General features: G+C 32.0%; 11 protein-coding genes. 8 read left to right on the top strand and 3 right to left on the bottom strand.

The genetic code is table 11. The features are described from left to right. The first annotated feature begins 86 nt into the window (after positions 1-86). Together ABD077_RS14810 and ABD077_RS14805 are read left to right on the top strand one after the other, a co-directional pair. Complete coding sequence (locus ABD077_RS14810; RefSeq protein WP_343913067.1) at positions 87-503, top strand: hypothetical protein; 417 nt, start codon at positions 87-89, stop codon at positions 501-503. Between the two features lie 127 nt (positions 504-630). Then, positions 631-1,308, top strand: a complete 678-nt coding sequence (locus tag ABD077_RS14805) for a hypothetical protein (RefSeq protein ID WP_343913066.1) — start codon at positions 631-633, stop codon at positions 1,306-1,308. Between the two features lie 81 nt (positions 1,309-1,389). Here ABD077_RS14805 and ABD077_RS14800 read toward each other — a convergent pair whose 3' ends face one another. After that, complete coding sequence (locus tag ABD077_RS14800; RefSeq protein ID WP_299608504.1) at positions 1,390-1,989, bottom strand: fasciclin domain-containing protein; 600 nt, start codon at positions 1,987-1,989, stop codon at positions 1,390-1,392. Positions 1,990-2,296: 307 nt separating this feature from the next. Between ABD077_RS14800 and ABD077_RS14795 the strand changes: the two genes are divergently transcribed. Continuing rightward, the gene (locus tag ABD077_RS14795; protein ID WP_343913065.1) at positions 2,297-3,748 is read left to right on the top strand and encodes an amidohydrolase; all 1,452 of its coding nucleotides are present in this window, start codon (positions 2,297-2,299) and stop codon (positions 3,746-3,748) included. Between the two features lie 194 nt (positions 3,749-3,942). Beyond that, positions 3,943-5,367 (top strand): polysaccharide lyase, encoded by a 1,425-nt coding sequence (locus ABD077_RS14790; protein ID WP_343913063.1) that lies wholly within the window; start codon positions 3,943-3,945, stop codon positions 5,365-5,367. A 39-nt stretch (positions 5,368-5,406) separates the two neighbouring features. Here the strand turns inward: ABD077_RS14790 and obgE are convergent, their stop codons facing one another. Together obgE and ABD077_RS14780 are read right to left on the bottom strand one after the other, a co-directional pair. Then, a complete protein-coding gene (obgE, locus tag ABD077_RS14785; protein ID WP_343913062.1) occupies positions 5,407-6,402 on the bottom strand; it encodes a GTPase ObgE in 996 nt (331 codons plus the stop codon). 117 nt (positions 6,403-6,519) lie between these two features. Beyond that, entirely contained in the window at positions 6,520-7,629 is a 1,110-nt protein-coding gene (locus ABD077_RS14780) for an adenylate kinase (protein ID WP_343913061.1), read from the bottom strand. Positions 7,630-7,796: 167 nt separating this feature from the next. On the opposite strand from ABD077_RS14780, the gene ABD077_RS14775 reads away from it, so the two are divergent. The 4 genes from ABD077_RS14775 to ABD077_RS14760 all read left to right on the top strand — a co-directional run bounded on the left by ABD077_RS14775 (position 7,797) and on the right by ABD077_RS14760 (position 14,136). Continuing rightward, on the top strand, positions 7,797-8,954 hold the full coding sequence (locus ABD077_RS14775) for a 5-(carboxyamino)imidazole ribonucleotide synthase (RefSeq protein WP_343913060.1): 1,158 nt from the start codon (positions 7,797-7,799) through the stop codon (positions 8,952-8,954). 91 nt (positions 8,955-9,045) lie between these two features. Continuing rightward, positions 9,046-9,531 (top strand): 5-(carboxyamino)imidazole ribonucleotide mutase, encoded by a 486-nt coding sequence (purE, locus tag ABD077_RS14770; protein ID WP_299608518.1) that lies wholly within the window; start codon positions 9,046-9,048, stop codon positions 9,529-9,531. A gap of 679 nt (positions 9,532-10,210) precedes the next feature. Continuing rightward, the gene (locus ABD077_RS14765) at positions 10,211-12,232 is read left to right on the top strand and encodes a M3 family metallopeptidase (RefSeq protein ID WP_343913059.1); all 2,022 of its coding nucleotides are present in this window, start codon (positions 10,211-10,213) and stop codon (positions 12,230-12,232) included. Positions 12,233-12,234: 2 nt separating this feature from the next. Beyond that, positions 12,235-14,136, top strand: a complete 1,902-nt coding sequence (locus ABD077_RS14760) for a hypothetical protein (protein ID WP_343913058.1) — start codon at positions 12,235-12,237, stop codon at positions 14,134-14,136. Positions 14,137-14,220: the final 84 nt, after the last annotated feature.

Here is a 14,220-nt window from a genome sequence, read left to right as displayed (position 1 = left end):
AAATAAAACTTGCTACTACGAGGATTTCTACGCTATCTAAACTAATTGCTTTTGGTAAATTGTATAGTTAAAAAACATATCAATTAATGAGCTATATTTTGTCATCATTAGTTCCATTTTTTAGGAAAAATCCTAAACTATTATTTTTAGTTGATGGAATAGGCGCATTATTAACTTTAATGTTTTTATCCATTGTACTTCCTGCTATACGACAGTTTATAGGAATTCCGCTAAAAGCACTTCATTTTTTGGCCGTAATAGCAATCGTACTGCTCCTATATTCTACCGCTTGCTATTTCTTAAACCCTTTAAAATACCGATTTTTCGTAAAAATAATCGCATTTGCTAATCTAACCTATTTCTTTATCACTGTAGGGACGGTTATCTTTTATTATGATCAGATGACTCTATGGGGATTCTTTTATTTTGGTCTGGAGGCTCTCATCATTCTGGCTTTGGTAGTTCTAGAATTATTAATCGGATCAGATCGAAGAACTTTATAAACTCTTAACATCAAAACTTATAACACCCTTATCACTTTTGGTTAGTAAAACTTCAAAAAAAATTAAACAAACTTGAATTTAGGAATGTTATTTGTGGAAAAGTACGATACGTACAAAAAATTAAGTTATGAAATTTCTTATCATTCCTTTTGCTTTAACTTTATTAATCTCTTGCACGGATAAAACAAAGATCTTAGAAAATCAAAATTTAGAACTTACAAATCAAGTTAAACAATTACAACAACAAATAGACTCTTTAAAAAATCTCCCTAGTATTCACTTTGAAAAAATAATAACGAAAGATATTTCCTTAGATTCATTAAGAAATGAATCAATAGCAAAATACATTTCACCGTTAAAAAACAACTTATTAAAAACTAAAGACTCAGCAATAATTACATCTTATTTAAATTTTGCTAAGAGATTTCCTAATTCTTACTTTTCCATGTATGCGATTGACCGTATCAAAACAATTAAAGAAAAAAGAAAAACGATTAAAATAAACGAATTAGTAGGGTCATGGAAATGGGAAACAAGAACTAACACTCTATTCCCTTTAGAAATCAAAAGAAAAGAACAAATTGTTTTCGAAAAGGATAAAACAGTTAAGTTTTTCAAAAATGGTGAATTAACCTCTAAAGAAAAATACCATCCGATAACAAGAGATTATTTAAATCAATACATAACATTTAGTAAAAAAGGAACATACAATATATTTCTACTAGAGGGAGATTTACTTAAACTGACAAAAGGAAAAGGAACTTGCTTCGATTGCGGAAGCGATATTTATAAAAAAGTAAAATAATCGTAAAACAAAAAAAAACCTCACAACTCTATCTATTGTGAGGTTTCCCGGTTTTAAACAAACACATTAAATTATGGTCTTTTATTTTTTCGGAAGCATAACTGTTTCAAGGGTATGAATCATTCCGTTTGTGGCTTCAATATCTGTTTTCATCAATCTTCCAGCATTTCCATTTTTATCGATCAAGTATATCTTTCCTCTTTTTCTACTAGCTATTAATTTGTTTCCTCCAAGAGTTCTTAATTTCACACTTCCGCCTCCTTCATTAATCGCTTTGATAATATCTTGTTCGTTTATCGTACCTGGTATAATATGACAATTTAAAATAGCTGCTAAGCTTTCTTTGTTTTCTTCTTTTTTAAGATCCTCTAACGTTCCCTTTGGAAGTTTAGAGAATGCCCCATTTAAAGGTGCAAAAACAGTAAATGATTTTTCTCCTTTGAATTTCTCAGAAAATTCTGAAGATTTTACGATTTCATTTAATTGAGTAAAAGCAATATCAAACGATAAAATCTCATTGATGGTAAGATTTTTATTTTCTTCTACAGGTATATCAGCCTGTGCAATTAACTTGTCATTTTTTCCTGCATTTGGATTTTTCTTTACAACCAAATTATCGCAAGAAACAAAAGTTATGATAAGAATAAGAGCTAAAAAATTAAATGGGGTTTTAATCTTCATTTTAAAAATTGATTTATTATTAATTCTTAAGTATGGATAACAACTTAATATCTATTCTATTACTTTATCTTGGGTTAAATCTATTGTAATTAACGTTAAGAAATGTTAACAAATGAGTATTCGTAAGTAGTAAGTTAGTAATCGTTTTTAAGTACATGTGGTTGTACCGTAAGCGTTTTATACAAATACATTTAAATCTTTAAAGCCAGCTTATTACAGGTAATCCTTTATATAGGATTGAAACCATAAAAAAGTCTTATTTTTATAACTCATATCACAAGCAAACTCATTCAATTCAGATTATCATATGAAATCATTCAACTTCATAAATCTATTATTTTGTTCTGTATTAGCGTTTACTCCAATATATAGCCAAAAAAAGTTATCATCTACTAAACAAGCTATTATGGCTTCTGTAGAAAAGCATCAAAAAGAATTAATTGCTATCAGCGATCAAATTTGGGCATTAGCAGAAACTGCTTTCGAGGAAAATCAATCATCAAAGTTACTGGCCGATTATGCAGAAAAACAAGGTTTCAAAGTAGAACGAGGTGTGGCAGGAATGCCAACTGCCTTTGTAGCTTCTTATGGTTCAGGAAAACCAGTAATTAGTGTACTTGGAGAGTTTGATGCATTACCAGGAATATCTCAAAAAGCACAACCTACAAAAGCTGCATTAACGGAAGGAGGTGCTGGTCACGGATGTGGACACAACCTGTTTGGTGCAGGAAGTTTAGGAGCTGCAATTGCAGTAAAAGAATTAATAGAATCTGGAAAAATTAAAGGAACTGTTAAGTTTTTTGGAACTCCGAGTGAAGAAAAGTACTTCGGGAAAATCTGGATGGTTAGAGAAGGCTTATGGGATGGTGTTGATGCTAATATTAGTTGGCATCCATCAGCTTCTACAAAAGCTGATGTTCAAAGTTCTCTGGCATTGGTAGATTTTAAAGTCGAATTTTTTGGGCAGGCAGCACATGCTTCTGCCGATCCATGGAACGGTAGAAGTGCTTCAGACGCATTAGAACTTTATACGACAGGTATCAACTATTACCGCGAACATGTAAAACCAACCGTGAGAATGCATTACCATATTCAGGATGGAGGTCAAGTAGTAAATGTAGTACCCGATTATTCTAGATTATGGATGCGAGTAAGAGACACTAAACGTTCCGGAATGATGCCAGTATATGAGCGTGTTAAAAAAATGGCAGAAGGAGCTGCGATTATGGCGAATGTAGATTATAAAATCTCTCTAATTTCAGGAATTTATGAAGTCTTAGTTAATCGTGAAGGTGGAAAATTGATGCAACAGAACTTAGAACTTTTAGGGCCAATCACTTATACAGATGAAGAAATTGCTTTTGGTAAAAAAATTCAAGAGGTTACCAAGAAAGAACAAGTAGGTATGGATAGTGCTATTAATCCGCTGGAAGAAACGAAAGAACATCCTGGTGGTGGTTCCACAGATGTTGGAGATGTTAGCTGGAATGTTCCGAATATCAATCTTGGAGTTACTACAGCTCCTAAAGATACCCCATGGCATTCGTGGGCTGTTGTTGCTTGTGGTGGAATGAGTATTGGACATAAAGGAATGTTGTATGCATCAAAAGCAATGGCAATGACTATGACCGATCTTTACGAAGATCCAAAAGCTTTAGAAAAGGTAAAAGCTGAATATAAAGAACGTAAAGGAGATGAAGTTTATGAAGCTATTGTACCAGAAGGCCCTCCTCCAATTCCAAGCGATTCCAAAAAATAGTAAATAACAACTAGGAAGAACTTCTAGAAAAACCAATAAATTATTTTTTAAGTAAATTTTCGTAAAAAAATTTTAGTAAACAGAACAAAGATTTGCTTTTTACGTTAGGTTTGCAGTATAACCAACGTAAACCATAAATAATAGTAAAGTAAATATTATAGAGCTATACTATTATTTAGCAAACTCTTAACCTCATGAAAAAGAGATTGACATATCTCCTAGTATTTATTATATCTGTTACTTGCGTACGTGCTCAATTATCAGGAACTGTAAAAGATCAATCAGGAAATCCAGTAGAAAATGCTTTAGTCTGTGATGCTAATAATGTGTCTAATTACACTAAAACTGATGAAAGTGGTAATTTTAATTTGCCCTTAGGTAATAGTAATACTCAATTAAGAATTGGGGCACTTAAGTACGAAACCATAAAGGTTACCTCAGAAAGAAATATAGTACTTGCTCCAGATCAATTATTAGCAACTGATGAATACCATATTAGCTTTGATCATTTGCGAGTTGGAGATACATACACAGAAAATGAACTAAAGGATGACTTCCCCACTTCTAACGGAATTGGTTTTTACGACGGTCAGCTAGTAAATGGTCAAAAAGATGATACACAAGACAGAGCATCCGTAGATTATGAAAATAGTATCGATCCAGGAGGTGTTTCTTTAAAAGTAAAGTACCCAAAAGGCTTATTAAAAACAGGGAATTCTGGAATAGACACTAGAATTCCATTAATGAATACCTTTAAAGATAATTATTATGAATCTTCGGATTTATATCTTTCGTACTGGATTAAATTTAGCGATGATTTTGACTTTAGTTTATGTGGCGGAAAGCTCCCAAGCTTAGGTGGATCAGATCCAAATACTCCTGATGGAGAAAGAGATAGAAATCGATGGAAAGGTAGAATTATGTTTCGAAAAGGAGGTGGAATTCAGTTTTATATGGAGCTTCCTGGAGAACAAGAACCTGCTGATGATGCTGCTAATGAAGATGAAAATGAATTACGCTTTTGGGGAGATCGAGTGGTAGATGGTGATAACATTTGTTCGTTTGAATATGAAAACTATCTGAAAGCACAAGGATGGCACAATATCGAACTACATTACGTATTGGAAAGTAGTCCAAATGGTAATGATGGCCTTTTTGAAGGTTGGGTAGATGGTGTGAATTATGATTTCGTTGGTTCTGACTATTTCAATTACTACAGAAACCCTTCAGAAAACAGAGAAAACATAACTATTAATCATATTCTCATTTCCACCTTCTTAGGAGGTTCTGATTATGACGATTACGCTCCTAAGGACAAAGATTTTTACGTATGGTTTGATGAATTTAGAGTATCGGAACAAAGAATCAACGAATGGGATTTTTACACCAATACTTTATCCGTCGAAGAGTCTAATGATATATCCAACAAAATTTTCCCAAATCCAAGTACTGGCGATTACAACTTACCTAAAAGCACAAATTGGATTGTATATGATATCACTGGAAAAGAAGTAAAAAATGGTAACGGTAAAACTGTTGACCTAAATGGATATTCCAAAGGAATATATTTTCTTAAAATGGAAAAATTTGATATTGCTACAAAACTAATTTTACAATAAGAAACAACAATAATGTTATGTAAAAAGTATACGTATAGATTAGTTAAGCATTTGCCATAACTTATCTTTAAGCTCTTGTAAACCTTGCTGGGCAACCGAAGAAATAAACAGATAAGGAATTTCTAACTGTTCATCTAGCTCAGCTCGCAACTCTGCTTTTAATTCATCATCGAGCATATCACATTTTGATATAGCTATTAATCGCTCTTTATCTAATAGATCAGGATTGTATCTTCGTAATTCATCTAATAGTATTTCGTATTGCTCCTTAATATCCTTTGCATCAGCAGGTATTAAAAACAATAAAGTAGAATTACGTTCTATATGCCTTAAGAAACGATGCCCGATTCCTTTTCCTTCCGCTGCCCCTTCTATAATCCCAGGAATATCAGCCATCACAAAGGTCTGGAAGTCTCTGTATTCTACGATACCAAGATTTGGCTTTAATGTGGTAAACTCATAATCTGCAATTTTAGGTTTTGCAGATGTAATCACAGACAACAATGTTGATTTTCCTGCATTCGGAAAACCTACCAATCCTACATCCGCTAAAATTTTTAATTCTAGCGTAATATCATGCTGCTGTCCCTCCACACCTGGTTGTGCGTATCGAGGTGTTTGATTTATAGAACTCTTAAAATGCCAGTTTCCTCTTCCTCCCATTCCTCCTTCGGCAATGATAATTTCTTGTCCTGCTTCCGTAATTTCATGAAGAATATTCTGTGTTTCTGTATCTCTTATTACAGTACCTAAAGGGACATCTATAAAAACATCTCCTCCATCGGCTCCTGTACTTCTATTTTTACTTCCGTGTCCTCCATGCTCCGCTCTAAAATGTCTTTTAAACTTTAGATGATACAGAGTCCACATATTAGCATTTGCTCTAATAATGATATGACCACCTCGACCTCCATCTCCTCCATCTGGTCCTCCTTTGGTGATATACTTTTCTCTATGTAAATGCACGGATCCTTTACCTCCATTTCCTGAAGTTACATGCAACTTTACATAATCTACAAAATTCCCTTCTGTCATCCTACGTGATATCTTTTTAGATCAATTGGAAGCGTATCCAATGATTTGTTTTCTGGTACTTTCTGAACAGGTCAAAAAACCTTACTAGTTTTTTGACCATATCATAAACTTTCTTAATTATAAAGTATCGATTACCGAACTAAGACGCTCAGTGATTTCTTCAATTCCTCCTACTCCATCTACTCCATAATATTTATCTTGTTTTTGGTAGTAGTTTTTAAGAATCGCAGTTTCGTTATAATATACTTTAATACGATTTCTAATCACTCCTTCATCGGCATCATCAGGACGTCCGGATGTTTTTCCACGCTCTAATAAGCGTTGTACCAATACTTCATCATCCACTTCTAATGCGACCATAGCACTAACTTCTGATCCTTTAGAAGTTAATAGTTCTGCTAAGGAATCAGCCTGCGCTTCTGTTCTTGGAAAACCATCAAAAATAAATCCTTTTGCTTGAGGGTTTTTATCCACTTCAGCATTTAGCATATCGATAGTAACCTCATCAGGAACCAACTGACCTTTATCAATATATGATTTTGCCAATGTACCTAATTCTGTAGCATTTTTTATGTTGTATCTAAATACATCTCCCGTAGAAATATGTACTAGATTGTATTTTTCTTTTAAAACTTCTGCTTGTGTTCCTTTTCCTGCTCCTGGAGGTCCGAATAACACTAAATTTGTCATGTTGTCTTGTTTTAATTGGTAAACTTCTGTAAGATTTCGTCCCAGACCATTATAATCTAATCCGTATCCTACAATAAATCGATTTGGGATCTCAATCCCAATATAGTCTATATGAATTTCTTTGGTATATGCCTCTGGTTTAAAAAATAAGGTAGCAATTTTTATATCGGTACAACCTTTACTTTTCAATATGCTGATCAATTCCTCTATGGTATGACCTGTATCAATTATATCTTCTAGAATAACAACAGTTCTATCAGAAACATCTTCCTGTAAACCAATAAGTCTAGATACTTCAGAAGTTGTCTGAATACCATCATAAGAGGCTAATTTTACAAAACTTATCTCGCACTCATGATTAAATCGTTTCAATACCTCAGAAACAAACATAAACGCACCATTTAACACCCCTAAAAAAAGTGGTTTCTTATCCGATAAATCATTAGAAAGATTAAGAGATAATGCATCTATTGCTGCTGAGATTTCATCTTCGGCAATAAAAGGTGTAAATTTTAAATCGTGCAGTGTAATCGTCATAGTATTAGATTATCACGGTGGCCTTTTTGTTTTTAAAGGCGCAAAGATAGTGATTACAAACAACACTTATATTAGTTATCTACTGCATTTACTGTATAATATTAAGGTTTTTACTTATTAAAAATTTATTTTTGTTGCCTAAGGCAATTTTTAGATACTCCAAAACAATGACAAACTATTTTTCGTCAGAATTTAAGCTAGGTATTCTGGGTGGTGGCCAATTAGGTAAGATGATGCTGTATGAAACCCGGAAATATGATATTTGCACTTATGTTCTTGACCCCAACCCCGATGCCCCTTGTAGAATTGCTTGTGATCATTTTCAGCAAGGAGACTTAATGGATTATAATACTGTTTACAATTTTGGAAAAAAAGTAGATGTACTCACTTTTGAAATTGAAACAGTAAATACCAAAGCATTAGCCCAATTAGAAAAAGAAGGCACAAAAGTATATCCTAATGCTGCTACTTTAGAAAAAATACAAAACAAAGGCAGGCAAAAGCTTTTTTATAAAAAACAGGAAATACCAACTGCTCCATTTGTACAATTTTCTAATAAAGCGCACTTGGCAGAAGGCATTACTAATGGGAAGGTAAAACTTCCTTTTGTCTGGAAAAGTACGCAAGGTGGCTATGATGGTAAAGGTGTTTCTATTATTAGAACTGGAGCAGATATTGCCAAACTACCTGATAATGAATGTATCGCAGAAAAGTTGATTGATTTCAAAAATGAACTAGCGGTAATTGTTGTTCGTAACCCCAAAGGAGAAATTAAAACGTATCCTGTAGTAGAAATGGAGTTTCATCCAGAAGCAAACCAAGTAGAATATGTTATTTGCCCAGCTAGAATAGACAATGAAATTGCGGAAAAAGCTAGAACAATAGCAACACAAGTTTCGGAAGCTTTTGAACACGTAGGGCTACTGGCTGTAGAAATGTTTCAAACTAAAGATGATGAAATCTTAGTTAATGAAGTAGCCCCTAGACCACATAATAGTGGACACTACAGTATTGAAGCAAGTTATACAAATCAATTTGAGCAACATATAAGAGCTATTTTAGATTTACCTCTAGGAGCTACAGAAAGTAAAGTAGCAGGAATTATGGTAAATCTTGTTGGTGCTGAAGGATTTTCGGGGAATGTAGTCTATGAAAATATTGAGACCATTATGAATATGGATGGAGTTACTCCTCATATCTATGGTAAAAAGAAAACAAGACCTTTCAGAAAAATGGGACATGTTACTATTGTAAATGAAGATATTTCAGAAGCCAGAAAAATAGCCGAAAAAGTAAAAAATACTATAAGAGTGATAAGCGAATAAATACGCTAAAAAATTGGTTTTTTGTAATTCGAAAGCATATGTATGCTTAGATTAAAAACATCAAATATTAATTAAAATCAAAAACAATTATATGAGCAAAGTAGGAATCATTATGGGAAGTACAAGTGATATGCCCGTAATGGAAAAAGCAATTGAAATTCTTAAAGGTTTTGATATCGAAGTTGAAGTAGATATTGTTTCTGCTCATCGTACTCCTGAAAAATTATTTGATTACGGTAAAAATGCTCATACTCGTGGAATATCTGTTATCATTGCAGGTGCTGGAGGAGCTGCACATCTACCAGGTATGGTAGCATCTCTATCTCCTCTTCCTGTAATAGGAGTTCCTGTAAAATCAAGAAATTCTATCGATGGATGGGATTCTGTATTATCGATTCTTCAAATGCCTGGAGGAGTTCCTGTAGCAACTGTAGCCCTTGATGGCGCTATGAATGCGGGAATTCTTGCCGCACAAATTATCGGCGCATCAGACAAATGTGTATTAGACAAAATACTAGTCTATAAAGAAGGATTAAAGCAAAAAGTAATCGAAGGCGCTAAGCAGATTAATAAGTAGTACATAAAACAGAGTATAAAAAAAAGAGCCGCTCCTCAGCGGCTCTTCCAATATCAGGTCTTACAATAGAATATAACAATATTTATTAACCAACTTAAATATATTACACAAAAAATTCATCGTAAGACCATACTCTTAAAACCTAGTACAAAGGTAAACCCTTACTTTAATTACGCAATAATTATCTCTCAAAACTTATTAACAATTTCGATAAATTACATATTTTGCCGATAAAAAGTTTAAATTTTACTTTTTTTTGAATTTTTCTTATAGAAAAACCAGACATTTTGAAGAATTCTCTATTAAAATAGTAGATTTTGATAGTTTATTAACAAAAAAAAGAGCTACATTTCATGCAACTCTTTTAATATTTGATCTTTACAAAGAATATTATTGACATCCATACCCCTGATTACAATAATGTGTTTATTACTTTGTTCAGACCATTACTAATAAACCTAAACAAATTTAATTCTATCCCATATCTTTGTAGCAAAAATCGATTGAATTAGATTGTTAATTATCGATAAAAGACATCTTTTTTCGATAAAGACACGCTTTATTTTAAATAATAGAATATTAGATTACGAAACGACACTTAACATTACTTGTACAACATAACAAAATACATTTGTATCGTAAGTTCCGTTTTGATTACTAAAACAATATTAAAAAACACATGAAAAATCCTTTATTAAAATCTTTTGACCTAGCTCCTTTTTCCCAAATAAAATCAGAATACTATTTACCTGCAATTAAAAATGCTATATCCATCGCAAAAGAAGAAGTAGATACTATAGTAACAAACTCTGAAACACCATCGTTTTCAAACACTATAGAAAAATTAGAATATAGTGGTGAACTCCTAGATCGTGTTACAAGCATATTTTTTAACTTAAACAGTGCCGAAACTAATGAGGAGATTCAAAAAATAGCACAAGAAGCTTCTCCTCTATTATCAGAGTTTAGAAATGATATTGCTTTAAACACGGATCTTTTTAAGAGAATTGAAACGGTTTATTTAAATAAAAGTAACCTTGATCTTTCTGCAGAACAAACCACATTATTAGAAAAAAGATACAAATCGTTCTCTAGAAATGGTGCCAATCTTCCTGATGATAAAAAGGAACAACTAAGAGAAATTGACAAAGAACTTTCTCAATTAAGTTTAAAATTCGGTGAAAATATACTAGCGGAGACAAATAGATTTGAAATGCTATTAACCGATGAAGCTGATCTTTCCGGTTTACCGGAAGGAGCCAAAGAAGCTGCAAAAGCGCTTGCCGAATCCAAGGAAAAAGAAGGATGGTTAATCACCTTAGACTACCCTAGTTATATTCCTTTTATGACATATGCCAATAATAGAGAGTTAAGAAAAAAAATGTCTCTGGCATTTGCATCTAAGGGTTTCCATAATGACGAGCTAGACAATCAAAAAATTGTTTTAAAAATTGCAAAATTAAGACATCAACGTGCAGAAATTCTTGGATATTCGTCCCATGCTGCCTACGTTTTAGAAGAACGCATGGCCGAAACTCCAGAAAAAGTATTCTCCTTTTTAAATGAGATATTAGAAAAAGCGAAACCAGCAGCAGAAAGAGAATTCAAGCAACTAGAAAATTTTGCAAAAGAATTGGATGGTATCGACCAATTACAAAAATGGGATGGTGCCTATTATTCGGAAAAACTAAAGCAAAAGCTTTTTGATCTAGATGATGAAAAATTAAAACCTTATTTTAAATTAGAAAATGTAATTGATGGAGTTTTCCAGATATCTTCTAACTTATTTGGATTACAATTTGAAGAGACTAATGAAGTAGACAAATACCACGAAGAAGTAAAAACCTATCATGTAAAAGATACCGAAGGTAATTTTATTGCAGTATTTTACGCAGATTTTCATCCAAGAGCTGGAAAACGAAATGGTGCATGGATGACATCTTATAAACCGCAAATGAGAAAAGATGGAAAAAATATAAGACCACATATCTCTATAGTTTGCAATTTTACAAAACCAACACCTAGTAAGCCATCGTTATTAACCTTTAATGAAGTTACTACCTTATTTCATGAATTTGGACACGCATTACACGGAATGCTGGCAAACACCATATATCCTGGATTATCAGGAACCAGTGTTTATTGGGATTTTGTAGAGTTACCAAGTCAGGTTTTGGAGAACTGGTGTTATGAGAAAGAAGCCTTAGAACTATTCGCTAAACATTATGAAACAGGAGAAGTCATTCCGATGGAATTGGTTCAAAAAATAAAGGAATCATCCACTTTTATGGAAGGGTTAGCTACGTTACGCCAATTAAGCTTTGGGCTATTAGACATGTCATGGCATGCCAACGATCCTAGTGAAATTAAAGATGTAAAAACACATGAGAAAAAGGCTTTTGAAGGCACGTCTTTATATCCTGATGTAGCAGAAAATTGTATGAGTACTGCCTTTTCACATATCTTCCAAGGAGGATATTCTGCAGGATATTATTCGTATAAATGGGCAGAAGTATTAGACGCAGATGCTTTTGACTATTTTAAAGAACGAGGAATCTTTGATAAAGAAGTAGCAACTAAGTTTAAGGACCATGTACTCTCTAAAGGAGGTACAGAAAATCCAATGACCTTATATAAGCGTTTTAGAGGACAAGAACCAAAACCCGAAGCTTTATTAAAGCGTGCAGGATTGATTTCTTAAAAATGAAATTTTATTCATTAGACAAAAGCATAGGTGAAAATTATAAGCCAGAAGTAATTCGAAAAGTGGAGTACTTCTGGCATTTTTGGGATTTCCTATTCACAACTAATAGAAAATTAATATTAGTTGAGGAACCTAAGTTTATATCCCAAATATCATTACTTAATAAGATTGAGAAACATCTGAAATACAACAACGGAATAAATGCCAAAAAGCTCTTAAAGTATAGTGAACATGACTATTTTAAAAAAGAAAACCTAATTTTAAGAGGAAACTCTGAATTAACAACAAAGGTTAAATCATTTAAAACTTCAATTCAGCAATTTAAAGATGATAGACCACCTTTATTAATAAAAATTGAAGAGCTAAAGAAAATAGGCTTTAATTCAAATAGCTTATCTGAACTTTTAATAGAGAAGTTATGGAAATTATTATACTCTAACAAGACTTTACAGGATACAAAGTCAGACTTAAAATTTCTTTCTAATTCAATAATTGACCTTTTACAAATAAAAGGTTACTCCATTTATTTTATAAAAACTTTACTAAAAAACACAATCCTAAATCCATATGGGAAGAACAGGTTCATTTATGAAAAGAACAGAAATGAATTCTCAAACACACAAGATTATGATAATTATGTAGAATCTGAATTTCAAAAGCTTAATCTAGAGAAAAGAATTAATTATTTATTATTCTTTTTAAAACAAGATAAAAGAAGAGGTTATCATTTTTTTAAAATTGAAGGTATAGAATTCAAGAATGATCCCATTGAAATATTTGATGTGAAGTTTTATAATCCGCAAAAAGATAAATTTTTAACAACTCCTCATTCAAATAACAATTCTGAAGAATATAGAAGTTTTTTTGAAAGAAGAGAACTATTTCATTCTGAAAAAGATATTTTTAACAAAAATGATTGCGAAGATTCAACCTGTAATGCAATGGTACCAGTTGAATATTTAATGGAAGATTTATATTTTGATTTATCAAACAAAGTTCCTGCCAGTTACAAAAAAGCAATTGACAAAGTTCTATTTTCTATTAATATTTTAAAAAATTCAATTAGTTATTCTTCATCAGGGTACTGGTCTAAGGACGTACCTTCAATCAGACCTTCGTTTGTTAGTATTTTAACCAATTCTGATTACTGTTATCATGCTACTTGCGAAACCAACGAAAAAAATAAAATTGTATTTGAACTAGATAGTACTCGAAAAAAGATGTTCGATGATAAACTATTATTTCTAAACTCTATAAACAATAAAAGTAATTTTCTACTACAACTATTAAAAAGTCATTCCGCTCTAGCTGATTACAGAATCAATTTTTATTTTTTCGATTTTAAGTCTATATGGATAGATTGTATTGAGCCCTTTTTCAATAATTATGATGAATTAATTGAAGTAGCAAAAAAAGCATTAGAGTATAGAGTCAATATTTTTGTTAGTTATCAAGCACTGTTATCGAATTCCTTTGAGAATAACCCTTTCTATTCTAATTATTCTCTAACCCCGCAAGATATAGAGAAAATAGGATTGAATGAAATTGAAATTGGAAAACAAATAACAGGTGATAAATTATCAAAAGCAAGCCATCTGCTTCCTAATATTTCAATCATAGAAGAATTCAAAGATGAAATGAAAAGGTTTAAAGAATCAAAGAATTCTCAAAAGCTGAAACTAAATAATTGGATTGTAAAGTCAATCAAATCCGCTTATGAGGAGAGAAATATTGAAGTACATTATAATCTTAAAGATTACTATCTAGATTATGGATTAAAAAGAGATTTACTAGAAATATTAGATATTGTAATAGGAGCTCTAACAGATTCTGTATATAACAATAAAGTAACCAATATTGAAGATGCTATTAATTACATATCGAACAAAATCAATCAATAAGAGCTAATAGTTATTTAATAGTGACCTCTTAACTCTTAAATTTTTAGAGGTTTTAATATGTCTATAAAAATTAAAATTTCAAAA

Origin of the sequence: Aquimarina litoralis (genome assembly GCF_039523995.1) — a bacterium.
GTDB lineage: Bacteria > Bacteroidota > Bacteroidia > Flavobacteriales > Flavobacteriaceae > Aquimarina > Aquimarina litoralis.
This window is presented reverse-complemented; position numbering and strand designations above follow the sequence as displayed.

Bases quoted from the DNA above. Each gene is read 5' to 3' on its own strand.
- purE (WP_299608518.1), top strand. From the start codon at position 9,046: ATGAGCAAAGTAGGAATCATTATGGGAAGTACAAGTGATATGCCCGTA.
- ABD077_RS14800 (WP_299608504.1), bottom strand. From the start codon at position 1,989: ATGAAGATTAAAACCCCATTTAATTTTTTAGCTCTTATTCTTATCATA.
- ABD077_RS14760 (WP_343913058.1), top strand. From the start codon at position 12,235: ATGAAATTTTATTCATTAGACAAAAGCATAGGTGAAAATTATAAGCCA.
- ABD077_RS14790 (WP_343913063.1), top strand. From the start codon at position 3,943: ATGAAAAAGAGATTGACATATCTCCTAGTATTTATTATATCTGTTACT.
- ABD077_RS14780 (WP_343913061.1), bottom strand. From the start codon at position 7,629: ATGACGATTACACTGCACGATTTAAAATTTACACCTTTTATTGCCGAA.
- ABD077_RS14805 (WP_343913066.1), top strand. From the start codon at position 631: ATGAAATTTCTTATCATTCCTTTTGCTTTAACTTTATTAATCTCTTGC.
- ABD077_RS14810 (WP_343913067.1), top strand. From the start codon at position 87: ATGAGCTATATTTTGTCATCATTAGTTCCATTTTTTAGGAAAAATCCT.
- ABD077_RS14795 (WP_343913065.1), top strand. From the start codon at position 2,297: ATGAAATCATTCAACTTCATAAATCTATTATTTTGTTCTGTATTAGCG.
- obgE (WP_343913062.1), bottom strand. From the start codon at position 6,402: ATGACAGAAGGGAATTTTGTAGATTATGTAAAGTTGCATGTAACTTCA.
- ABD077_RS14765 (WP_343913059.1), top strand. From the start codon at position 10,211: ATGAAAAATCCTTTATTAAAATCTTTTGACCTAGCTCCTTTTTCCCAA.
- ABD077_RS14775 (WP_343913060.1), top strand. From the start codon at position 7,797: ATGACAAACTATTTTTCGTCAGAATTTAAGCTAGGTATTCTGGGTGGT.